Raw genomic sequence first — 22,501 nt, forward strand, 5'->3', positions numbered from 1 at the left:
TTCCTGTCCGCCTCCGGCATTGATCTGGCGGGGCCGAGGCTGCTAGTACTCCACCACGGGGGTCAGGGTGACGTTTTCGTCGTTGACGGAGAGCCGGCCGGTGAAATCGAACTCCTGCTTCAGTTGGCGTTCCACAGAGGCCCCGGTGAACAAGTCGATTTCCACCACGTTCAGCTTCGCCACCCCGCGCAGCGGGCTGAGTACCCAGCTGCCCTTGAACGGCTCCACCCTGACCTCGGGATACTCCTCGATCGACCAATCGATGGTGTCGTCTTGGACCCGGTCCATTGATGCGCTGAACGGACAGCCGGAGGGCTGCAGCACGCGCTGCTCCGCACACGAGTCGAGGAAGGCATTGACCTGGCCGCTCAGATCGTCCACCAGCTTAGGCGTGGCGGCCGTTGCCAGCGAGAGCCGGGCGTCCTGGGCGTTATGCGGGCCGGTCAATACGGATTCGACCACCGGTGCGGCGAAGTAGTCGCTGGCGTAGTGGGCCTCAAAGCTGCCGGGGTAGAACACGGCGAAGGAACTCTTGCCCTCCGGCAGGGCCACCCGGGTGCCGTTCAGCGAGGCCTCGTTTTCGTTGACTACTTCCACGCTGATGGTGGGCAGCGTGCTGGGCACGAAGGACCACTGGTTGAAGAAAAGCCACGTGGTGCCGGTCTTTTCCAGGGTGAAGGTCGTGCTGTGGGCAACGCCGTCGACCGTGTAGCTGACCGGCTGGTTCACCCTGTTGTCGCCCGCCGAAACCGGATCCTGGATTTCCAGGTTTTCGAGCGTGTCCACGGAGGCTTTGAGCGCGGCGCCATCGAGCATGGCTGCATTGGCGTCGGGCACGGTGGCGTGGAGCAAACCGAGCGCGGTCCCGCCGTCGCCGTCTTCCAACGCGTTGAAGTAGGCCTTGACCTGGTGCTGCGGGCTGAAAACGAACGCATTGACCAGCACAATAGTCAGCGCGGCAGCGGCCACGGCAAGCATCAAGCACAGCAGCCACGTGGCTACGGTCCTCAGTACTTTTGAATTTCCCACCATCACTACGTTACCCGGTGGCGGGACGGTTGCCGGGATCGGCATGGTGCAGGTTACTGCGCCGACGACGGCGGTGCGCGCCTGCCAGCGCCGACGACGGCGGCGCGCCCGCTACCAGCGCCGGCGGCGCCGCCGGGTCCCGAACAGTCCGCGCACCAGTTCACGACCCAGGACCGAGGCGGTTTGCAACGCAAAATCTTTCAGGGCGTCGTTGTCGGTGCCCTGCGGCGAGGATTCCGGCCGGGACGAAGTCGCTTTGCGCGGCCGGGACTGCCGCGGTGGTGCCTTGTCCGGCAGGGCAGGCGTGGGTTCCTGGCCGTGCGGTGCCGGTGGGGCTGGCCTGGCCGGACGCGTGGACGGACGGCCGAGGATCGTTTCTTCGATCCGGCGGGCCTCGGCCTCGATGTCTGCCGGGGTCTGTGGGGTGGTCTGCTGCGTAGGCGAGCCGTCCGCCGTCGTGCTGGCCGGACCACTGCCGGTCCCGGAGTTGCCGGATCCGGAGGCGGCGGGCACCGGTACGCCGGTGAGTTTTTCGAACGCCGAGCGGCTGTCCACCACCGGCCCGTAGACCGGCAGCAAGGACGAACCGTCCAAGATCTCCCGCACGGTGGCAGCCGGAGAGGAGCCCATGGTGGAGCCGGGGGAGCAGAGCCGGGTCCAGGCCACCGGCGTCGGGGCGCCCTGCTCGTTCATCACGGTCACCACCGCTTCGCCGATCCCTGCGCTGGTCAGTACTTCCTCGAGGTCGTAGTCGCTGACCGGGAAGGTGGAGACGGTGGACTTCAGCGCCTTGGCGTCCTCGGGCGTGAAGGCGCGGAGCGCGTGCTGCACGCGGTTGGCCAGCTGGCCCAGCACGTCCGCCGGAACATCGCGCGGCGTCTGGGTGACAAAAAAGATCCCTACGCCTTTGGAGCGGATCAGCCGCACGGTGGTGGCGATCGACTGCAGGAACGCCTTGGACGTGTCGCGGAACAGCAGATGCGCCTCGTCCAGGAAGAACACCAGCTTGGGTTGTTCCGCGTCCCCGATCTCCGGCAATTCAGCGAACAGGTCGGCGATCAGCCACATCATGAAGGTGGAGAACAGCAGAGGGCGCTGCTGCAGCGAGGACAACTCCAGGCAGGAGATGATGCCCCGGCCGTCTTCGGCGGTGCGCAGCAGTTCGGAGGTGTCGAACTCCGTCTCGCCGAAGAACGTGTCCATGCCTTGGGCCTCCAAGGACACCAGCTCGCGCAGGATCACTCCGGCGGTGGCCTTGGACAGTCCGCCCAGGTTCGCGAGGGCCTCTTTGCCGTTGTCGGAGACCAGGAACTGGATCACGGCACGCAGGTCCGCCAGATTGTAGAGCTCCAGGTCGTTCTTGTCCGCGTAGTAGAAGACCAGCTGCAGGCTGGATTCCTGCGTCTCGTTCAGTTCCATCACCCGGGACAGCAGCAGCGGGCCGAAGTCGGAGATCCTGGCGCGGATGGGGACACCGGTGCCGTCGCCGCCCAGCGAAAAGTACTCCACCGGGTAGGCGGACGGCTTCCAGTCCTGCCCGACGCTTGCCGTCCGCTCGGCGAGCTTGCTGCTCCCGGCCGACGGGGTGGAGAGGCCGGTCAGGTCGCCCTTGATGTCCGCCAGGAACACCGGGACACCATGCGCCGAGAGCTGTTCGGCGATGATCTGGAGCGTGATCGTCTTGCCGGTGCCGGTGGCACCGGAGATCAAGCCGTGCCGGTTCATCATGGACAGCGGCAGCCGTGCCGCTGCCTTCGGGTGCACCTGGCCGTCCACCAGCGCTGCGCCCAGGTGGATGGCCGGCCCGTCAAAGCTGTAGCCCTGCCGGATTGCTGCCGCGTGTTCTGCCGGAGTCCGCACCATGGCAGCAGCGTAGACCACGCCGGTTGTCAGCCAAAGACCCGGCTGCGCCGGTCTCTGCCATAATCAGCGCATGGAACTGGCACCAGAGGACCTCAGGCACCTGCGCCGCTGCGTGGAACTGGCTCGTGAAGCCTTGGATGACGGGGATGAACCGTTCGGCTCGGTGCTGGTCGATGCCGTCGGCAACGTGCTGTTCGAGGACCGCAACCGGGTCAAGGACGGGGACCAGACCCGGCATCCGGAGTTCGAGATTGCCCGCTGGGCGGCCAGCAACCTCGCACCCGAGGAACGCCTCACGGCGACCGTTTACACCTCGGGCGAGCACTGCCCGATGTGTTCGGCCGCGCACGCCTGGGTGGGGCTGGGACGGATCATCTACGCGGCGTCGTCAGAACAGCTGGGCCGGTGGCTGGCGGAATGGCGCATCGAACCCGCGCCGGTGGCCGCGTTGCCGATCCGGATGGTGGCGCCGGGGATCCAGGTCGGCGGCCCGTCCGCCGAGCTGACGGACGAGGTCCGCAGGCTGCACCAGCGGTTCCACCGGGGCTGAGCAGCCTTCCGGCTGGGACAGCGGGGAGGTTACTTAACCGCGTACGGCGGCCGCATCAGCCCTTCGTTCACGGACTCAGCGGGGTCGGAGCCCAGCTCAACGATCTTGTTGTCCGCGTCCACATGCACCACGGAGGGAACGAAGGACCGCGCCTCGGCGTCGGTCATGTCGGCATAGGTGATCAGGATGACCAGGTCACCTTCATGCATCAGGTGCGCAGCGGCCCCGTTGATACCGAGGACGCCTGAACCGCGTTCACCGGCGATGGTGTAGGTCTCCAGCCGGGAACCGTTGGTGACATCCACGATGGACACCAGCTCGCCGGGAAGGATGTCGGCAGCGTCCAGCAGGTCGAGGTCCACGGTCACGGACCCGACGTAATGCAGGTCGGCGTGCGTCACCGTCGCACGGTGGATCTTGGACTTGAACATTTTGCGCATCATCGGGTCCAAGTTTAGTCTTCTTCCGGCCACTGGTGAAACGGATCCGGTTCTGGTTTGACGCTAGCGCCGCGACTAGGGTATTGCCACCAGAAGGCAGCGATGCGATCCATCGAAGCAGGAGTCATCATGAGTTCGGATATCGGCAGGGATCGGTACGACGACGGCACTCCACGACAGGGAGCCGATGCTCCGGCAGGTTCAGGGGAACCTCGAGAGCCCGAACCAGCGCCGATGGAGGCATCAGCTCCGCCTACACAGGCCATGCCGGCCGCCACACCAACAGAACCTGCGCCCACCCAGGCGACGCCGGTCGCGGACTGGGACCAACAGCAGACTGCCGCCTTCGAACGCCGGCCCACCGCGGACAGCATGGACCCGGATGCCGGCCGCGGCAGACCAGACGGAGCAATAGCAGCCGAACGGAGCTACAGCGACACCAGCGCCTACCGGCCTGAGGCAGCCCTCGACGCGGAGTCGCTGTATCTGCGGGAACACAATGCCTACGGCGGGCTGAGGCTGGGCTCGGCGTTCTTCGGCTGGTTGGCGGCATCGGGTTTGATTGTGCTGATCACGTCGGCGGTTGTGGGCGTGGCCGCGGCCTTCGGGATGGCCAATGAGACCGAAGTGCGCGGCTGGTTGAACAACATCACGGAAAGCGGCGGCGCGGCAGCCATCACCGCAGGGGTAGCGCTGGGGGTCATCTTCTTGCTGGCGTATTTCGGCGGCGGCTACGTGGCAGGACGGATGGCGCGGTTCGACGGACTCAGGCAGGGCCTGGCGGTATGGCTGTGGGGCATCGTGATGTCGGTCATCGCCGGAGTGATCGGGCTGGCCGTCGGCGGTTTGGGTGTGCTGACGGGGCCGGCCCCGGTGCCGGTCGTTGAGCGGCCCATCCAAGATTTGACTATTCCGGGCCTGATCGCGCTGGGAGTGGTGCTGCTGGCCAGCCTGGCCGGGGCGCTTCTGGGTGGCGCCACCGGCATGCGCTACCACCGAGCCGTTGACCGATCCGGCTTCGAACCGGACGAGGACATCGAGTAGTCACGCACCGACGGGCAACAGGGCAAAGAGAAGCACCCCGGCCCATGGGCCGGGGTGCGAGTGGAGCGGGCGACGGGAATCGAACCCGCGTATCGAGCTTGGGAAGCTAGCGCTCTACCATTGAGCTACGCCCGCACAGGATCCGGCGAGAAAGCCGGATCCGGTCAACAACGAAACCGAGTTTACCCCAGGTCCGCGGCCAGCCGGAATTCAGGCCGGCTGCCCGGCCGTGGAGGCCTCGCGCTCGCGGGCTTCGCTGATTTCTTCGGCCCGGGCGGTGTTGGCCTCCTGAGTCAGGGCCGCCCCGGCTTCCGCATCACGAGTGAGGTTGTCGCCGGTTTCCGGATCGAACAGGTGCATCTTGCGGCTATCCAGCCACAGTTCGGCCGGGCGCCCGCCGCGGATCCGGCTGGCGGCGTCCAGCGTGACGACGATCTGCGGCCGCAACTCGTCGGCGTCCATGTCCGCGGCCAGCGAGTTAAGCAGCTCGCGGACCTCCGGATCCGGGTCGAAGTTGATGTAGCCGTACTGTTCGTTGCCGAGCCACTCGGTGTGGGTCAACTCGGCCATAAACGAGGAACCCATGTGCTTTTTGTGCTCTTCCACCAGCGCAGCATCCTCGAAGAATTCCGGCCGCAGGCCCACCAGAAGTACTTTCTTGCCCGCGGCGGCTCTCGCCTTGTCCTCAGTGACCGGGATGTTCCCAATCGGCGTCTGCAGGACGTTGCCCTCCAAGGTGGCCGGCAGGAAGTTCATCGAGGGAGACCCGATGAAGCCCGCCACGAACAGGTTGACCGGCTGTTCGTACAGTTCTCGCGGGGAGGCGATCTGCTGCAGCACCCCCTTCTTCAGCACTGCCACCCGGTCGCCCAGCGTCATTGCCTCGGTCTGGTCGTGCGTGACGTAGACGCTGGTGACGCCGAGCCGGCGCTGCATCTGCGAGATTTCCGAACGCATCTGGCCGCGCAGCTTGGCGTCCAGGTTGGACAGCGGCTCGTCGAACAAGAACGCATCGGCCTGCCGGACGATCGCCCGTCCCATGGCCACGCGCTGCCGCTGGCCGCCAGAGAGGTTGCCCGGTTTGCGTTCCAGATGATCGGTCAGCTCCAGGGTCTTCGCGGCGTCGGTGACCAGTTTCCGGATCTCGTCCTCGGTGTGCTTGCCCTTGGCCAACCTCAGCGGGAACGCGATGTTCTCGAACACGGTCAGGTGCGGGTAGAGGGCATAGTTCTGGAACACCATGGCCAGGTTCCGGTCCCGGGGCGCCTTCTCGTTGACGCGCTTACCGTCGATCAGCAAGTCGCCGGAGGTGATGTCCTCTAGCCCCACGATCATGCGCAGCAGGGTCGACTTGCCGCAGCCGGATGGGCCCACCAGGATGATGAACTCGCCGTCGTCTATGTCGATGCTGACGTCGTTGACTGCGGGGAAGCCGTCGCCGTACTGCTTGACGAGGTTCTGCAACGTGATCGATGCCATGGGATGTCCTTTCCTGCCGCGGGCTTAGCCCTTGACGGCGCCTTGGGTCAGGCCGGAGACGATTTGGCGCTGGAACAACAGGACCAGCAGCACAATGGGAATGGTGACAATGATTGCCGCCGCGGAGATCGCGCCGACCGGCGACTCGAACTGGGAAGCGCCGGTGAAAAAGGCCAGCGCCGCAGGGACCGGTCGTGCGGCCTCAGTCGAGGTCAGGGAGATGCCGTAGACGAAGTCGTTCCAGGCGATGAAAAACGCGATGATCGCCGTGGTGAAGACGCCGGGCGCGGCCAGCGGCACGATGGCCTTGCGGAAGGCTTGCCACGTGGTGGCTCCGTCCACCTGCGCGGCCTGTTCCAGTTCCCACGGGATTTGCCGGAAGAACGCCGCCAGCGTCCAGATGGAGATGGGCAAAGTCAGCGACAGGTAGGGAATGATGAGGCCCGGCCACGTGTCGTACAGGCCAATGTTCCGCCAGAGGTTGAACAAGGGCGTGACGATCGAGATCACCGGGAAGATGGATACCGCCAGGGCGGTGGTGAGAATGACCTTCTTGCCCGGGAAGTCCAGCCGGGCAATGGCATAGGCGCAGAGCGTGGCCAGGACAACGGCGATGAACGTTGCGATCAGCGCGATGCCGATGGAATTCCGCAGGGAACTCAGGAACAGATCCTGCGCCGAGCCGACCAGGATCTGTTCATAGTTGGATCCCGTCCACGTGGCCGGCAGGAACTTGCCCGAGGTCAGTTCGCTGGGCAGCTTGAAGGAGGTGGCCAGAATGGACGCCACCGGAAACAGCGCATAGATCAGCACCAGTATGGAAATGATGATCCACGTCACCCGCTCCTTGGTCCGTGATGCTTTCATCACTTGTCTCCTCTCTGGCTGGCCAGATCCACTTTGAACAGCTTGATCGCGATGAAACAGATCAGCAGCACACAGACGAACAGCAGCACCGACACCGCCGATCCGAGGCCGATCTCCAACCGCCCGATGGAGGTCCGGTAGGCCAGCAGCGAAAGCACCTCAGTGTTAAACGCGCCGTTGGTCATGATGAAGACGTTGTCGAATATTCGGAACGCATCGAGCGCCCGGAACAGCACGGCAACCATGATCGCGGCCTTCATGTTCGGCAGGATCACCCGGCGCATCCGTTGCCACCACGTGGCGCCGTCCACTTCCGCGGCTTCGGTCAGCTCGTCCGGCACCTGCGCCAGCCCGGCCAGCAGCAGCAGCGAAATGAACGGGGTGGTCTTCCAGATTTCGCTGGCCATGATTACGGCCAGCGAGGTCCATGTGCCGGCGAACCAGTTGAGGTCCGGATCGATTCCGGGCACCCAATTGAACCAGGTGTTCACGAAGCCGGAGTTGATATCGAACATATAGAACCAGGCGAACGCGGAGACCACAGTGATGATCCCGTAGGGGACCAGGATGGCGGTGCGCAGCCAGCCGCGCACCGCCTTGAGCGCCTTGTGCATCACCAGCGCCAGCGCGAAACCCAGGATGAGTTCGACGACGACGGTCACCACTGTGATCAGCAGCGTCACCCCGAGGTCCCGCCACCAAACCATGTCCGTGAGGATCACGCCGTAGTTGCCCAGCCCGATGAACTCGCGCTCGTCGGGGGCCGTGAGCCGGTAGCTGAACAGCGAGTCGAACAATGCCTGCAGGATCGGGTAGGCCGTGACGGCCAGCATGATGACGAAGGCCGGGCCCGCCAGCCACCAGCCCAGTCGGCGCTCGGCCTTGGCCCGATCACTGAACTGTTGAATGGCGCGGCGCCGGCCGGTGCGCCCGGTTTGGCCGCTCGGGAGAGTGGGAGTTTCGGTCGCGGTGCTCACAGCAGGTTCTCCCCCCGTAGGACGGAAACAATGAAGTCCGAGGTCTCCTGTGGCGTGATGGCGGGATCCACCTGATCCGGCGGTGCGAAATTCTGCTGCAGGCTGGTGGAAACTTCGTTATAGAAAACCGTCTGCGGACGTGGCGCCGACAGTTCCAAGGATTCGCGGATGGTGTCGGCCATCGGGAAGGAGTCCTTGATCCGCGGATCGTTGTACGCCTCGGTGTTCGAGGGCGGGTTGCCATTGGTAAGGAAGTACTCGGCCTGGTTCTCCGGGGTGACGATGCACTCTATGGCGGCGTAGGCCAGATCGGGGTGTTTGCTGGCGGCCCCAACGCCCAGGTTGATGCCGCCGAGCGGCGGCGCCGATTGCTCGCCTTCGGTCATCCGCGGGTAGAGAGTCCAGCCGATGTCCTTAATCAGCGATGCATCCAGTGTGCCGTCCTCCACCGAGGCGTTGGTCGCCGGCCAGACGAACGGCCAGTTCACCATGAACGAGCCTTTGTCGCCTTGGAAGAGGATCATCGAATTGTTCTCGTCCTGGGTTGGCAGCCCCGGCCCGCCCAGCCCGTCCTTGCCGATGGTGGAGATGACCTGGGCGGCTTCCGTCCCGGCCTTGCTGGCCAGACCCAGCTCGATCTGGTCGGCCTGGGCCTCGGGGTTCTCCAGAATGTGGCCGCCGGCCGATTCGACCAGGGCATTCAGCCAGACGGTCATGGATTCGCCGCGCTGGCCCTGCACGCCCAGGAACTTGTCTTCCTTGGCGGCGGCATCGATCAGTTGTTGCCAGGTGACCGGCTTCGTCATGTCCAGGCCTGCTGCCTCGGCCACCGACTTCCGGTACCAGAGCAATTGCGTGTTGGCCCAGAACGGAACGGCCACGAGTTTGTCTTTCCAGGTGGCCCCGGTCAGAGCCCCCTCCACGACGTTCTGCGTGGTGCGCTGCGCGACAGTGTCCGGGACCGGAGCCAGGAATCCCGGCTCCGCCAGTTCGGGGATGAACGGTGGGTCCAGGCTCATAATGTCCAGCGACGAGTCGCTGGCCGCCAACCGCCGGGCCAGCTGCTCCCGCTGCGATGCGGCGTCATTGGGCAGCAGCGAGGTTTCGATCCGGTACTCGCCGCCCGCGGCCTCGGTACATTTTTGGGCGATCGCCGCCTGGCCGCCCGCGTCCGGGTTGATGTACCAAGTCAGAGTGGGAGGTCCCTCCTCGGCGCCGCAGCCGGCCAGCAGCGTGGCTCCGAGGGCCAGCACCACGGCCGCTCCGGTTCGAGCTGTACCGCGCCGGCAGCGCGGCCGGTATCCGTCTCTGGGCATCGGCACTAGCCTCCACGTTCTGGTAGACGCTCCGGCTGCCCGGCTTCTGTCGCTTTTATGTGCCACGCAGCCTCGTAGAAGTAGAGCGTATTCTCCCGCAGGCAAATGCGCCATGGTTCGCGCGGGCCCGGAACCGGCTGGCCAGGGGAATACGGCGAGCAGGATGGGACGTTGTGCCGCATACCGTCCGGCAACTGCGGGCGTAGCGTGAGGGAAGGCGAGCATGGGGAATTCAGGTGAAGACGCCCGGCGGCGGGAAAGCTGGCTGCGCTTCCGGGATCACCGGAACCAGGCTTTGGCCGTCGAGCACGGCTGGCTGACGCTGACCTCGCTGCAGTGGCTGCCCGCCGAGCCGGCACCGCTGGACCAGGTCCCGGGCCTGTGGAGCGCCAACGGTCCCGCATCCGCCGGCGGACATGCCACCCTGACAGCAACCGCCGACGACGGCTTGTACTTCATGGAAACCGGCGAGCCGGCGGTGGGGACGTTTACGGCCACTTTGGGCAACGAGGAATCGCTGCTCTGGGTGCGCCGCGGCAGCATCGCCGTCGAACTCGCCGCCCGCGGCGACCGCTACGCCGTCCGGACCCGGGACAATAATTCGCCGGTGCATGCGGACTTCGAGGCCGTTCCGGTCTTCGACTACAACCCGGATCTGGTGGTGGCCGGCAGGTTTGATGAATACGACCAACCGCGGACCCTGCCAATCGCCACGTCGAACCCGGACGTGCCTGGCGCCATCACCGCGGTGGGCACGGTCAGCTTCGAACTGGACGGCACCCGGCACACGCTGGTGGCCGAGCCGGAGAAACTGGGTGCGTTGTCGCTGAACTTCCATGACGCCACCAACGGCAACACCACTGCGGGTTGGCGTTCCGTCGCCACTCGCCGTCCCGGCCCGGACGGTACCGTGCTGATCGATTTCAACCGGGCCACTAATTTTCCCAGCGCTTTCACCGACTTTGGCACCTGCCCGATGCCGGTTGACGGGAACGTCATCGCGGCCCCGGTGGAAGCCGGTGAACGCCGGGCGCGCTGACATTATTGCGCTGACTTCCGGGGCCGCTTGGTGGCGCCGGACGCCATCCTGCGGCAGGATCGTCGAATGGGACCGACAGCGGACGACTTCCGCATCATCACCGACGACCTGACCGGCCGCTTTGCGGAACTGCCGGACGATGCCTGGGGTAAGCCCGCGCTCGAACTGGCGTGGGACTGCCGCGAGACGGCCGCCCACCTCATGGACGACTTCGCGTTCTATGCGATGCAATTGTCCGGCCGCCAGCCGCCGCAGGATGACTACGTGGTGTTGGTGGATCCGCCGCCGTGGCGGTCATGCGGGCCGGAGATCTTGTTCTGGCCCGATCCGGCCACGGGGACGGCCGGAATCGTCAGCTGCTTCGACGCCGCGGCCGGCCTGCTGTATGCAGTCACCGCCACCGCACCGACGGGGCACCGGGGCTACCATCCGGCGGGAATCTCGGACGCGTCCGGTTTTGCCGCCATGGGTGTGGCTGAAGCCGTGCTGCACGGTTTCGATATCCTCGCTGCCCACGGGATCGGCTACCGTCCGGATGATGTGGTGATTGGTCGGGTGCTGGACCGGATTTTCCCGGCGTCGGAGCGGACTGACGATCCGTGGCAGGACCTGTTGCGGGCCAGCGGCAGGACCCCGGAAACACGCGGACAGACGTGGCGTTGGGACTCGTCGGTCCGCGGCTGAGGGCGGAACGCGGCGACAGGAGCGTTCCCGAGCCCTGCGCCGTAGGCTGGTAGCAGTCCTGCAATGTGGCAGGGGAACCGATGGAAGCCGCTATGACCGTAGACAAGAACACCCGCGGGCTCGAAGAAGATATCGAGACCGACTTTTCGGACAAGATGAGCTACGGCTCCTACCTGTCCTTGGACCAGTTACTCTCTGCCCAGCACCCGGTCAGCCGGCCTGAGCACCACGACGAACTGCTGTTCATCATCCAGCACCAGACCTCCGAGCTGTGGCTGAAACTGGTGCTGCACGAGTTGCGCACGGTGCGGCAGAAACTGCGCGACGACGACCTTCGCTTCGCGATGAAGGGCATCGCCCGGATCAAGCACATCCAGCGCTCGCTGACCGAGCAATGGTCGGTGCTGGCAACGCTCACGCCGTCCGAATACGCCGAGTTCCGCGGGGCGCTCGGGTCGTCGTCGGGCTTTCAGTCCTATCAGTACCGCGCGGTGGAGTTCCTGCTGGGCAACAAGAACAAGGGCATGCTGGATGTTTTCGCGAATGATCGGGCCGCGCAGGCCCTGCTCGCGGAGCTGTTGGAGCAGACCAGCGTGTACGACGAGTTCCTGGCCTATCTGCACCGGCACGGCTATCGGGTTCCGGCGGAATTGCTGGACCGGGACGTGACCGAGGCACACGTCTTCAACCAGGAACTGGTGGAGATGTTCACCTCCGTCTACGAGAACGCCGGGCGGAATTGGGACGTCTACGAGGCCTGCGAGGAACTGGTGGATCTGGAAGACAACTTCCAGCTCTGGCGCTTCCGGCACCTGAAAACAGTGGAGCGGACCATCGGCATGAAGCACGGCACCGGCGGATCCTCCGGCGTCGGCTTCCTCCGCCGGGCGCTGGAGCTCACGTTCTTCCCCGAGTTGTATGCGGTGCGCACGGAGATCGGCAAGGCTGCACCGGTCGAATAAGGCTGCGTCTAATAAGGCAGCGTCGAATAAGGCTGCGTCGAATAAGGCTGCGTCAAATAAGGCAGCACGAAGGGCCGCGGATGAGGGCTGCCGGCGGAGGCCGTTCGTTCCCCCGCCGGCAGCGGTTAGGTGGCCGCCAACGGATCTCGAGCGGCCCGACTGATTCCATGGTCGCACCCCAACACGGTTCGGGACAGGGGGCGGAGCACGGATGCGCCAGGGGGCGGCAGCGTCATGCGGCGGGGGAGGGGCCCAGTCCCGTGTATTTTTAGAGTGTGCTGATCTCCGACCGTGACATTCGTGCCGAAGTGGACTCCGAACGCATCATTCTTGATCCGTTCCAGCCGGATATGATCCAGCCCTCGAGCGTGGACGTGCGGCTTGACCGGTTCTTCCGGCTGTTCGACAACCACAAATACGCACACATCGACCCGCAATTGGAACAGCCCGAGCTCACCCGCCTGGTGGAGGTGGACCCGGACGAACCGCTGATCCTGCATCCGGGTGAATTTGTCCTCGGCTCCACGTACGAGACGGTGACGCTGCCCGACGACATCGCCGCCCGGCTGGAGGGCAAGTCCTCGCTGGGGCGGCTGGGCCTGCTGACCCACTCGACGGCAGGATTCATCGATCCCGGCTTTTCCGGACACGTAACCCTTGAGCTCTCCAACATGGCAACGCTGCCGATCAAGCTCTGGCCGGGCTCCAAGATTGGCCAGTTGTGTTTCTTCCGGCTGTCCTCGCCGGCCGAGCACCCGTACGGCTCCGGCGAATACGGCAACCGCTATCAGGGCCAGCGCGGGCCCACCGCGTCGCGCAGCTACCAGAATTTCCACCGCACGGTCATCGAACGTTGACCCGGCCGACTGCACCGGTTGTGCAGACCGCGCTGACGGTGCAGCCAGGGCCCGCGGGGCGGGCGCAGGCGGGCCGGCGGACTCAGGCCGCGGGAGTGGTGGCCCGCTGGATTTTGGCCGGGGCTTTGACCGGCAGCAGCATCAGCAGGCCGACCAGCAGCACCACCAGGATGCCCAGGATGCCATAGCGCTGTTCGCCGAAGACGGTGATAAACAGTGCGAACAGCGATGGCGCCAGGAAGCTGACGGCCCGGCCGGTGGTGGCGTAGAGGCCGAAAAACTCGCCCTCCTCGCCGTGCGGCGCGAGCCGGGCCAGATAGGCCCGCGACGACGACTGTGCCGGCCCGACGAACAGGCACAGCAGCAGGCCGAACACCCAGAAGGTGGTGTCGCCGGTCCAGACGTTGCCGAAGAACACATGGTCGCCGGCGCCCAGGACGAAGATCGCGGCGGCCGCGACGATCAGTCCGGACAACGCCCAGACGATGACGTTTTTCGGGCCGACCCGGTCGTCCAGCACCCCGCCGCACACCGCCCCCAGCGCCGCAACCACGTTGCCGGCGATGGCGAAGACGATCACTTGGCTGAGTGAGAATCCGAAGGTGCCCGCGGCAATCACCCCGCCGAAGGTAAACACCGCGGCGAGCCCGTCGCGGAAAATGGCGCTGGCGATCAAGAAGAAAATCGTGTGCGGGCTGGAGCGGAAGATCGCCTTGATCCGGCGGAAGAGCAGCCCGTAGGACGCGAAGAAACCTAGCGACGCGGCCGCCGGCTGCCGAGGGATCTCCGGCACGGCAAACAGCACCGGCAGCGCGAACACCATGAACCAGACGGCGCAGAACACCGCCACCATGCGGATGTTCAGCCCGTCGTCCGCCGTGGCCCCGAACCAACCGCTTTCCGGCAGGACAAACCCGACGAGCACCAGCGCCAGCGCCACGACGCCGCCAACATAACCCATGGCCCAGCCGAAGCCGCTGACTTTGCCGATGGTCGACGGGGTGGAAATTTGCGTCAGCATCGCGTAGTAGTTCACATTCGCGAACTCGAAAAAGACGTTGGCCAGCGCGATCAGCGCTACGCCCAGGAACAGGAACCCCGGCGACGGGAAGACAAAGAAGCAGAGGCCGGTCAGCACCGCCACCGCCACACTGTTGACGCCAAGCCAGAACCTGCGGCGGCCGCCGGTGTCCGAGCGCTGGCCGGTAACCGGCGCCAGCAGCGCGATGGCCAGTCCGGCGATGGCCAGTCCGTAGCCGAGGACTTCCGAGGCGAACGCGTCGCCGCCGAATGCATCGCTGGTCAGGTAGACAGTAAAGACAAACGTTGTCATCACGGCGTTGAAAGCCGCCGAACCCCAGTCCCAGGACGCCCAGGCTAGGACGTGCTTCTTATTCAGCCGTTCCGCTGCCGCACTGCCCGCTTCTTGGGTTGCCGGCATACCGGCCGAGTCAGTCATACCGCGATGCTATCCGTTTCGCTCGGTGCGAACTTTGAGCAGCGCCGTCAGCCCCGTGAATCTTTGCCGAACAGTGCGTCTGAGGGCCTGGCGGAGGAGGCTTGGCGGCCGGATGCGACACCCCGGCGGGGCGGAGTCGTTTATGCCATGAGTAGAATGAAGCATGGCCTTGTTCGCCTAATCCTTGCCAAACTTGAAGGAAGTTCCGGAGTATCCCCGTGCTGATTGTGCTCACCCTGCTTTTTGCGGTGGCCTTTGTAGCGCCTTTGATTTTCCGGAAACTCGGTCGGTCAACCTTCTACATTCTGGCTGCGGTTCCCGCCGCCGGGTTCATCTGGCTGATCGCCACGTTCGGCAGCTACACCGGCGCGAACCAGAAAGCACTGAGCGGCGCTCCCAACGCTCCGCCGTCGGAAGTCTACTCCTGGGTGCCGGGCCTGCAGCTGGAGCTGGCGTTCCGGATGGACACGCTGGCCGCGGTCCTCTGCATCCTCATCCTCGGCGTCGGCGCCCTAGTGCTGTTCTACTGCGCCCGCTATTTCAAGGCCGACGATCCCGACATCGGTCCTTTCGGGGCACAGTTGCTGGCCTTCAGTGGCGCCATGTTCGGTCTGGTCACCGCCGATGACCTGATCCTGATGTACATCTTCTGGGAACTGACCAGTGTTCTCTCCTACCTGCTGATCGGGTATGCCAGGCACCGGCTGTCGGCGCGTAGGTCGGCGTTGCAGGCCTTGATAGTCACCACCTTGGGTGGCCTGGCCATGTTGGTCGGCATCCTGATGATTGGCCAGACCGCCGGCACTTACCGGATCTCCGAGATCCTCGCAGACGCCAGTTCGCTCATGGCCCACGGACAGATCATCGATATCGCCATCCTGCTGATGCTTGTTGGGGCGATCAGCAAGTCGGCGTTGGTGCCGTTCCACTTCTGGCTCCCGGCGGCAATGGCCGCGCCGACGCCGGTCAGCGCCTATCTGCATGCAGCGGCCATGGTGAAGGCCGGCATCTACCTGGTGGCCAGGCTGTCTCCCGGATTCTCCAGTACCGAGTACTGGCACGCCGTCGTGCTGGGACTGGGGCTGCTGACCATGTTGGTGGGCGGCTGGCAGGCTCTGCGCCAGCACGACCTGAAATTGATCCTGGCCTACGGCACGGTCAGCCAGTTGGGTTTTCTGACCCTCGTGGTAGGACTTGGGTCCCAGGAAGCCGCCTTGGCCGGCTTGGGCTTGTTGCTGGCCCACGGCTTCTTCAAGGCGACGCTGTTCCTGGTGGTGGGCATCATTGACCACCAGTCCGGAACGCGTGACATCCGCGAACTGTCCCATCTGTACCGCAGAGCCCCGAAGCTCTTTCTGGTGGCCTTAATCGGTGCCGCCTCCATGGCCGGCCTGCCTCCGTTGCTGGGCTTCGTCGCCAAGGAGTCGGTCTACGAAGCCTTCATCCACCGCGAGGAGGTCTCCGGTTGGGTGGGCGGTCTGCTGCTGGCCGGCATTGTGGTTGGATCCATCCTGACGTTCGCCTACAGTGCCCGCTTTATCTGGGGTGGGTTCGCGGCCAAACCCGGGCTGGAGGCCATCGAGTTCAAACCGGTTCCGTGGACCTTCCTGGCCGCGCCGGCGATCCTGGCCGTGGCCACCTTGTTGTTCGGGCTGTGGCCGGTTCCGGTGGAAGACGCAGTCGAGCCGTATGCAGGGCTTTTCCCGCTGGACACGGTGGCCACGCATCTAGCGCTCTGGCACGGATTGACCCCGGCGCTGGGCCTGACCGCAATCACCCTTGCCGCCGGCGTCGCCTTGTTCTTGCTGCGCACGCCGGTGGCCGCCTTCCAATCGAAGATCCACTTCATTCCGGAGGCCGACCGGATCTACCGCGGCATTATCGGTGCGCTGGACGAGGCGGCCATCTGGGTCACCGGCCGCACCCAGCGCGGTTCGCTGGTCTTCTATCTATGCGTGATCCTGATCGTCGCCATCGTGACGCCGTTGACCGCCGTCGTGCTGATGGATGCCCCGCTGCCGGAGAGCCTGGTGTGGTTCGATACGCCGGCGCAGGCCATCGCGGGGCTGATCGTGGCGGCGGGAGCGCTCGGTGCCATCCGCGCCAATAAGCGCTTCATGGCGGTGCTGATGGTTTCGGTGACCGGCTACGGACTGGCCTTTATCTTCGCCATCCAAGGTGCTCCGGATCTGGCCCTGACCCAAATGCTGGTGGAAACCATCTCCCTGGTGGCGATCGTGCTGGCGCTGCGTTCCCTGCCGGCGCGGCTGTGGCTGCGCACACCCGGCCGTTTCAAACTGCTGCGCGCCGTCATCGGCGCCGCCTTTGGATTGACCATGATCGTGATCGCGATGACGGCGATGGCAGCACGGACGGCAGATCCGGTATCACTTGCCCTGCCGAAGCTGGCCTACGAGGACGGCGGCGGCCGGAACATCGTCAACGTCATCCTCGTGGACATCCGTGCGTGGGACACGTTCGGGGAGATTTCCGTGCTGGCACTGGCAGCTACCGGCGTGGCAAGCCTGATCTTCATCCGCGGCCGCGGGGACAAGCGGCCGCCGTCCGTTGACGCCGTCGCCAGCGGCTCGGTGGGCCGCGGCTACGAAATGGTGGCGCACTCGGACCGCGAGGCAGCAGCCCTGGCGACCGCCCGCAAGTTCGCCGTTGTGCCGCGTGACGCCTGGCTCGTGGCCGGCCGGACCCTCGCGCCGGAACGTCGGTCCATCATCTTCGAGGTGATCACCCGGCTGCTTTTCCACTCCGTGATGATCTTCTCCGTCTACTTGCTGCTGGCCGGCCACAACCTGCCCGGCGGTGGGTTCGCCGGCGGGCTGCTGGCCGGCATTGCGCTCACTGTCCGCTATCTGGCCGGCGGGCGGGTCGAGTTGGCTGAAGCCACGCCCGTCAGCGCCGGCCTGCTGCTGGGCGTGGGGCTTGCCGCCGCGGCCCTGACGGCCGTCGTCCCGCTCTTCCTGGGCGGCCAGGTCTTCCAAAGCGCCATCATCGAGTTCAGCCTGCCGGTCTTCGGCGACCACAAGTTCGTCACCTCGACGATCTTTGACATCGGCGTCTACCTGGTGGTGGTCGGGTTGGTGCTGGACGTGCTGCGCAGCTTCGGCTCGGAAATCGACGAACGAACCGAAGAACGTACGTCGCGCAGCCGAAAAGCTTCAGAACTCCAGGCGCCGGCAACGATCGAGGAGGAGGTGTCCAAATGACGGTCAACCTGACATTGCTGCTGGTGATGGGCGTGCTGTTCGCAGTGGGCGTCTACCTGATCCTCGAACGTAGCCTGACCCGCGTGATGCTCGGCCTGATGCTGATCACTAACGGCGCCAACCTGCTGCTGCTTAGCACTGGTGGGCCGGCCGGGCTGGCACCGATCTTCGGCGTTGACGTCCCCGCCGAAACCTACAACGATCCGCTGCCGCAGGCCTTGATCCTCACGTCCATCGTGATTTCCTTTGCGGTCACAGCGTTCATGCTGGCCATCATTTACCGTTCCTGGGTGCTGGGACGGCAGGACGAGGTCCAGGACGATATCGAAGACCGCCGCGTGGCCAACCAGCCGACCTTCGATGCCGAAGACGACGCCGAAATTCCGGCGGAAACCACCGAGTTCGTTCCGCCCGACGAGGCGGAGGAAACACCTGCTACCAACAGGGCCCGGACGGAGAGGGAGAAGTGAACGCCGCACAGATTGCTCCGCTGGCAGTAGTCCTGCCGCTGCTGGGCGCTGCCTTGGCGTTCGTGCTGATCCGCCATCCCAATGCCCAACGCCGTACCGGTGCCATCACGCTGACCGTGACGCTGGCGCTGGAGGTCGTCATGCTGGCCTCGGCCTGGGCCAACGGCGCCCAGGCTGTGAATATCGGCGGCTGGATCCCGCCCTTTGGGATCACCATGGTGGTCGACGAGCTGTCCGCGCTGATGCTGGTGGTCTCCTCGGCCGTCAGCCTGGCGGTGCTTTTGTATGCCTCCGGCCAGGGCATGGCGGACAGCGACGAAGAGGGTCCGGTATCGATCTTCCACCCGACCTACCTGATCCTGGTGGCTGGTGTGTCCAACGCCTTCCTGACCGGTGACCTGTTCAACCTCTATGTGGGCTTCGAAATGCTGCTCACGGCCAGCTACGTGCTGATGACTCTGGGAGGCACCAGCCCGCGCATCCGCGCAGGGGTGACCTACGTCGTCGTCAGCGTCATCTCCTCGATGCTGTTCCTCGTGTCCATCGCGATGATCTACGCGGCGACCGGAACCATCAACATGGCCGACCTGGCGATCAAGCTCGGCGAGTTGGATCCGTCGATGCAGATGACGCTGCACCTCATGCTGCTGGTGGCCTTCGGCATCAAGGCGGCGGTCTTCCCGCTGTCCTTCTGGCTGCCCGACTCCTACCCGACGGCGCCGGCGCCGGTCACCGCGGTGTTCGCCGGCCTGCTGACCAAGGTCGGCGTCTACGCCCTGATCCGCACCGAGACGCTGCTGTTCCCGGGCGACCGGCTGAACACGTTCCTGATGGTGGTGGCCGTGCTGACCATGCTGGTCGGCATTGTGGGCGCCGTGGCCCAGATCGACATCAAGCGCATGCTCTCCTTTACGCTGGTCAGCCACATCGGCTACATGGTGTTCGGTTTGGCGATGTCCTCGGTGGTGGGTCTGGCCGCAGCCGTCTACTACGTGGCGCACCACATCACGGTGCAGACCAGCCTGTTCCTGGTGGCAGGCCTGATTGAACGCCGCGGCGGCACCACCAACATGGACCGGTTGGGCGGCCTGGCCAAGCTGTCGCCGATGCTGGCCATCCTGTTCTTTGTGCCGGCCATGAATCTGGCCGGGATCCCGCCGTTCTCCGGCTTCCTGGGCAAGATCGGCTTGGTGCAGGGAGGCGTGGACCTGGGCACTCCGATCGCTTGGGTGCTGGTGGCGGGCAGCATGATCACGTCGCTGCTGACGCTGCTTGCCCTGGCCCGGGTCTGGAACCGCGTGTTCTGGCGGCGCCCGGAGGACGCCGAGCACCCGGATCCGGTCCTGGTGGCTACCAAGCCCGACGGCTCGGCGGTACGAACCACCCGCCACGTGGAGGAGCGTCCGCACGGGCGGTTCACCGGGCGGGGCATCGTCCAGTTGCTGCCCATGCCGATGGTCTGGCCGACGATCGGGCTGGTGGCGATGGGCGTTGCCCTGACGGTATTCGCCGGGCCGCTCTTCGACCTGAGCGACCAGGCTGCGCGGGAGATGCTGCAGCGCACGCCGTATATCGAGGCGGTCCTCGGCGAGGGCGCGATGCAGGGGGTTGCCCCGTGAGGAAACCGCGCATTTCCATCTGGGTTGAGCTGCCGCTGCTGGCGTGGCTGGTCTTCCTCTGGGGTGCCTTGTGGCAGGATTTCAGCCCCGGCAACCTGATCTTCGGTTTGTTGATCGCATTGGTCATAGTGAACCTGTTCTATCTGCCGCCGGTCGAACTCAGCGGGCGCTTCAATCCACTGGCGGCGGTGGTCTTCGCCGCGACCTTCGTCTGGAAAGTGGCCGTAGCGAGCTTTGAAGTGCTCTGGCTGGCCCTGACCACCGGCCCCAAGCTGCGCAACGCGGTGGTGGCGGTGCACCTGCGAAGCCACTCGGACCTGCTGGTGACGGCCACCGGGCACGCCATCTCGTTGATCCCGGGCAGCTTCGTGGTGGACGTTGACCGGTCCACTTCCACGCTCTACCTGCACGTGATCGACGTAGCAACCAAGGAAGCCGCCGAGGACTTTCAGGCCGAGGTACGGAAGATCGAGGCGGGCCTGATCAGGGTGATGGGGACCAAGGAAGAACTGGAACTGGTCAAGGCTGAAGGCACCGGCAGAGGAGGAGCAGCGTAAACATGGAAATCATGCCGGTTGCCCAAATCATCGTCAGCGCGGTCCTGGCCCTGGCCTCGGTGCTGGCGCTGGTCCGCCTGGTCCGCGGGCCCTCGCTGTTGGACCGGTTGCTGGCCATCGACGTGCTGCTGGCGGTTGTCTGCGCCGGACTGATTGTGGACATGGCTGCCAAAGGCCACATGAACAATCTGACGCTGGTCGTGGTGATCTGCCTGGTCGGCTTCATCGGCTCGGTCGCCGTGGCCCGCTTCGTCACCGATGGGCGGCCGCGTGAACACTGACCTGATCCTCGACATCGTCACCGCCGCCTGCTTGATCACGGGCTCGGTGATGTCCTTGGCCGCGGGCATCGGCCTGCTGCGGTTCCCGGATGTGCTCTCCCGGATGCACGCCGCCACGAAGCCGCAGGTGTTCGGTTTGCTGCTGCTACTGACCGGCTTGGGGCTGCAGCTCGGCAACTGGGCGGCCGTGCCCCTGCTGCTCATCGCTTGGCTGTTCCAGCTGCTCACCGTGCCGGTCTCGGCACACATGGTGGGCCGCGCCGGATACCGCACCAAACACTTGCGCAGGGAAATCCTCAGCGTGGACGACCTCGACGCGGTGGTGGAAGCGGCAGCCGAAGAAGAGCCCGACGCGGAGATCGACGCCGGTGGCGTCGGAGCCGCAGAGATCGACCCGGTAGAGGGCGACGCCGCAGAGATCGACGCCGCTGCGACCGCGGCCGGTCCAGTCCGGAATGAGCAGGACTCTACCGGCACGCACAAGGACTAGAGAGCAGCGGGGACGGGGCCGCAGCCCCGTCCCCGCCAGCGCGTCCGCCGAACGTGCCGCTTTAGACGATTTCCGGCGTCTTCTCGTAGTGCAGGACTGCCTTTGCGGTGGCCCGCTTGAGCAGGACCTGGATCACCCGTCCCACCGTGCCGGAGACCGCAGCGAAAACGAGAGCAGAAGCCACGCTGTTCTCCAGGTCATCGTCGGCCTGGGGTGCGTCGCGGCCGGTGACCTTCTTCCACGCGTAGCCCAGCAGGTGGGTGGCTGCCAATCCCGCACCAATACTTACCAGGGTGCCTAAGAGCCTCAATATAACGGTCATGCCTGCTCCTTCCCGGGGCGCTGCGTCCCCGTGTCATCAGCTCTGCCGCTCCCAGCCTACTGCCCGGCACCGGCCCGGCCCGCTGCCGTCGTGCATTTTCCGCGGGATGGTGGCTGAATGGGCCCGCCGGGCCGGGCGAGTGTACACTGGTGCGTGCTGCTAGACAGCACCGATAACGACAGGGGAGCGTCCGACCGACCGGCACACGCCGGACACCGGGAGGGACGCTGAGAGTGCGGAGAGACCGCAGACCCTCGAACCTGCTCCGGTTAGTACCGGCGAAGGGAGTCGAGTTCTCGGGGCGCGCCACACGGCCGCCCTCCCCTCCTGCACCCAGGAGGATTGAAGTGAGTACCGTTTCGAATGCACCGACCACGCCCACTCCCGCGCGCAAGCAGCGCTACGGCTGGCGGGTGGTGGACATCGTCGTCGCCTCGGTGGTGGCCGTGGCCGTCGGCGTCATTTTCTGGGCCTGGTCGGCGGCGTGGCCGCTGATCGAGGGCCTCACCGTTGCCTTCCCACCCTCTGCCGGCCTCTACACCGGCGGATGGCTGATGGCCGGCGTGCTGGGCGGGCTGATCATCCGCAAGCCCGGCGCCGCAATCTACTGCGAGATGCTGGCAGCCATCGTCTCCGGCCTGCTGGGCACCAGCTTCGGCATGAGCGTGCTGGTGTCCGGCCTGATCCAAGGCCTGGGCGCAGAATTGGTCTTCCTGCTCTTCCTGTACCGGAAGTTCAACCTGCTCGTGGCGATGCTGGCCGGCCTCGGTGCCGGCCTGGCGCTGTCGATCAGCGAGAACATCCTGTACAACATGCTCTGGGCCCCCGAATGGCAGCTGGCCTATGTGGGCTTCGCCGCCGTGTCCGGTGTGGTGATTGCCGGGGTGCTGCCCTGGCTGGCGGTCAAGGGCCTGGCGAGGACGGGCGTGCTGTCCTCCTTCGCGGCGGGCCGCACGGCAGACGTCTGAGCCGTTC

22 protein-coding genes, 1 tRNA gene and 1 riboswitch are annotated in these 22,501 nt (G+C 65.4%); of the genes, 13 read left to right on the top strand and 10 right to left on the bottom strand.

Annotated elements, in window-relative coordinates; genetic code table 11:
- Positions 1–42: 42 nt before the first annotated feature.
- Together AC5RWT_RS10520 and AC5RWT_RS10525 are read right to left on the bottom strand one after the other, a co-directional pair.
- The gene (locus AC5RWT_RS10520) at positions 43–1,029 is read right to left on the bottom strand and encodes a hypothetical protein (RefSeq protein WP_494080173.1); all 987 of its coding nucleotides are present in this window, start codon (positions 1,027–1,029) and stop codon (positions 43–45) included.
- A gap of 111 nt (positions 1,030–1,140) precedes the next feature.
- The gene (locus AC5RWT_RS10525) at positions 1,141–2,892 is read right to left on the bottom strand and encodes a helicase HerA-like domain-containing protein (protein ID WP_494080174.1); all 1,752 of its coding nucleotides are present in this window, start codon (positions 2,890–2,892) and stop codon (positions 1,141–1,143) included.
- Positions 2,893–2,962: 70 nt separating this feature from the next.
- Here AC5RWT_RS10525 and AC5RWT_RS10530 point away from each other — a divergent pair, with 70 nt between their 5' ends.
- The gene (locus AC5RWT_RS10530; protein ID WP_494080175.1) at positions 2,963–3,442 is read left to right on the top strand and encodes a nucleoside deaminase; all 480 of its coding nucleotides are present in this window, start codon (positions 2,963–2,965) and stop codon (positions 3,440–3,442) included.
- A gap of 29 nt (positions 3,443–3,471) precedes the next feature.
- Here AC5RWT_RS10530 and panD read toward each other — a convergent pair whose 3' ends face one another.
- Positions 3,472–3,885 (bottom strand): aspartate 1-decarboxylase, encoded by a 414-nt coding sequence (panD, locus tag AC5RWT_RS10535; RefSeq protein WP_494042787.1) that lies wholly within the window; start codon positions 3,883–3,885, stop codon positions 3,472–3,474.
- A 126-nt stretch (positions 3,886–4,011) separates the two neighbouring features.
- Between panD and AC5RWT_RS10540 the strand changes: the two genes are divergently transcribed.
- Positions 4,012–4,926: a YrzE family protein gene (locus tag AC5RWT_RS10540; protein ID WP_494080176.1), complete on the top strand. Its 915-nt coding sequence runs from the start codon at positions 4,012–4,014 to the stop codon at positions 4,924–4,926.
- 61 nt (positions 4,927–4,987) lie between these two features.
- On the opposite strand, the gene AC5RWT_RS10545 is transcribed toward AC5RWT_RS10540, so the two are convergent.
- The 5 genes from AC5RWT_RS10545 to AC5RWT_RS10565 form a co-directional block, all read right to left on the bottom strand.
- Positions 4,988–5,061: transfer RNA gene (locus AC5RWT_RS10545), tRNA-Gly, on the bottom strand.
- Positions 5,062–5,136: 75 nt separating this feature from the next.
- Complete coding sequence (locus AC5RWT_RS10550) at positions 5,137–6,405, bottom strand: ABC transporter ATP-binding protein (RefSeq protein ID WP_494080177.1); 1,269 nt, start codon at positions 6,403–6,405, stop codon at positions 5,137–5,139.
- A 24-nt stretch (positions 6,406–6,429) separates the two neighbouring features.
- Positions 6,430–7,272, bottom strand: a complete 843-nt coding sequence (locus AC5RWT_RS10555; protein WP_494080178.1) for a carbohydrate ABC transporter permease — start codon at positions 7,270–7,272, stop codon at positions 6,430–6,432.
- Positions 7,272–8,249, bottom strand: coding sequence for a carbohydrate ABC transporter permease (locus AC5RWT_RS10560; protein ID WP_494042783.1), 978 nt, complete (start codon positions 8,247–8,249; stop codon positions 7,272–7,274). Before AC5RWT_RS10560 ends, AC5RWT_RS10555 begins: the two co-directional genes overlap by 1 nt.
- A complete protein-coding gene (locus tag AC5RWT_RS10565) occupies positions 8,246–9,565 on the bottom strand; it encodes an extracellular solute-binding protein (protein WP_494080179.1) in 1,320 nt (439 codons plus the stop codon). The genes AC5RWT_RS10560 and AC5RWT_RS10565 overlap by 4 nt, the downstream gene beginning before the upstream one ends.
- Before the next feature lie 223 nt (positions 9,566–9,788).
- Here AC5RWT_RS10565 and AC5RWT_RS10570 point away from each other — a divergent pair, with 223 nt between their 5' ends.
- The 4 genes from AC5RWT_RS10570 to dcd all read left to right on the top strand — a co-directional run bounded on the left by AC5RWT_RS10570 (position 9,789) and on the right by dcd (position 13,107).
- Positions 9,789–10,604, top strand: coding sequence for a DUF1684 domain-containing protein (locus AC5RWT_RS10570; protein ID WP_494042781.1), 816 nt, complete (start codon positions 9,789–9,791; stop codon positions 10,602–10,604).
- A 66-nt stretch (positions 10,605–10,670) separates the two neighbouring features.
- On the top strand, positions 10,671–11,288 hold the full coding sequence (locus AC5RWT_RS10575; protein WP_494080180.1) for a DinB family protein: 618 nt from the start codon (positions 10,671–10,673) through the stop codon (positions 11,286–11,288).
- A 92-nt stretch (positions 11,289–11,380) separates the two neighbouring features.
- Positions 11,381–12,250, top strand: a complete 870-nt coding sequence (locus AC5RWT_RS10580) for a tryptophan 2,3-dioxygenase (RefSeq protein ID WP_494080181.1) — start codon at positions 11,381–11,383, stop codon at positions 12,248–12,250.
- 275 nt (positions 12,251–12,525) lie between these two features.
- Positions 12,526–13,107: a dCTP deaminase gene (gene dcd, locus AC5RWT_RS10585; RefSeq protein ID WP_494042778.1), complete on the top strand. Its 582-nt coding sequence runs from the start codon at positions 12,526–12,528 to the stop codon at positions 13,105–13,107.
- Between the two features lie 82 nt (positions 13,108–13,189).
- On the opposite strand, the gene AC5RWT_RS10590 is transcribed toward dcd, so the two are convergent.
- A complete protein-coding gene (locus AC5RWT_RS10590; RefSeq protein WP_494080209.1) occupies positions 13,190–14,548 on the bottom strand; it encodes an MFS transporter in 1,359 nt (452 codons plus the stop codon).
- Positions 14,549–14,784: 236 nt separating this feature from the next.
- Here AC5RWT_RS10590 and AC5RWT_RS10595 point away from each other — a divergent pair, with 236 nt between their 5' ends.
- From AC5RWT_RS10595 to mnhG, 6 genes are read left to right on the top strand one after another with little or no spacing between them, the layout of a single operon-like run.
- Positions 14,785–17,787 (top strand): Na+/H+ antiporter subunit A, encoded by a 3,003-nt coding sequence (locus AC5RWT_RS10595; RefSeq protein ID WP_494080182.1) that lies wholly within the window; start codon positions 14,785–14,787, stop codon positions 17,785–17,787.
- On the top strand, positions 17,784–18,257 hold the full coding sequence (locus AC5RWT_RS10600; RefSeq protein WP_494042775.1) for a Na(+)/H(+) antiporter subunit C: 474 nt from the start codon (positions 17,784–17,786) through the stop codon (positions 18,255–18,257). Before AC5RWT_RS10595 ends, AC5RWT_RS10600 begins: the two co-directional genes overlap by 4 nt.
- Positions 18,254–19,876, top strand: a complete 1,623-nt coding sequence (locus tag AC5RWT_RS10605; RefSeq protein WP_494042774.1) for a Na+/H+ antiporter subunit D — start codon at positions 18,254–18,256, stop codon at positions 19,874–19,876. The genes AC5RWT_RS10600 and AC5RWT_RS10605 overlap by 4 nt, the downstream gene beginning before the upstream one ends.
- On the top strand, positions 19,873–20,433 hold the full coding sequence (locus AC5RWT_RS10610) for a Na+/H+ antiporter subunit E (RefSeq protein WP_494042773.1): 561 nt from the start codon (positions 19,873–19,875) through the stop codon (positions 20,431–20,433). Before AC5RWT_RS10605 ends, AC5RWT_RS10610 begins: the two co-directional genes overlap by 4 nt.
- 11 nt (positions 20,434–20,444) lie before the next feature.
- A complete protein-coding gene (locus tag AC5RWT_RS10615) occupies positions 20,445–20,714 on the top strand; it encodes an MrpF/PhaF family protein (protein WP_494043479.1) in 270 nt (89 codons plus the stop codon).
- Positions 20,704–21,204, top strand: a complete 501-nt coding sequence (gene mnhG, locus AC5RWT_RS10620) for a monovalent cation/H(+) antiporter subunit G (protein WP_494080183.1) — start codon at positions 20,704–20,706, stop codon at positions 21,202–21,204. Before AC5RWT_RS10615 ends, mnhG begins: the two co-directional genes overlap by 11 nt.
- A 61-nt stretch (positions 21,205–21,265) precedes the next feature.
- Here mnhG and AC5RWT_RS10625 read toward each other — a convergent pair whose 3' ends face one another.
- Entirely contained in the window at positions 21,266–21,526 is a 261-nt protein-coding gene (locus AC5RWT_RS10625) for a DUF4235 domain-containing protein (RefSeq protein ID WP_494042772.1), read from the bottom strand.
- 170 nt (positions 21,527–21,696) lie between these two features.
- A riboswitch (TPP riboswitch) is annotated at positions 21,697–21,830 on the top strand.
- A gap of 43 nt (positions 21,831–21,873) precedes the next feature.
- Here AC5RWT_RS10625 and AC5RWT_RS10630 point away from each other — a divergent pair.
- Positions 21,874–22,494: an ECF transporter S component gene (locus tag AC5RWT_RS10630; protein ID WP_494080184.1), complete on the top strand. Its 621-nt coding sequence runs from the start codon at positions 21,874–21,876 to the stop codon at positions 22,492–22,494.
- The last annotated feature ends 7 nt before the right edge of the window (positions 22,495–22,501 follow it).

The sequence above is a fragment of the Arthrobacter sp. Dra40 genome (genome assembly GCF_059091905.1).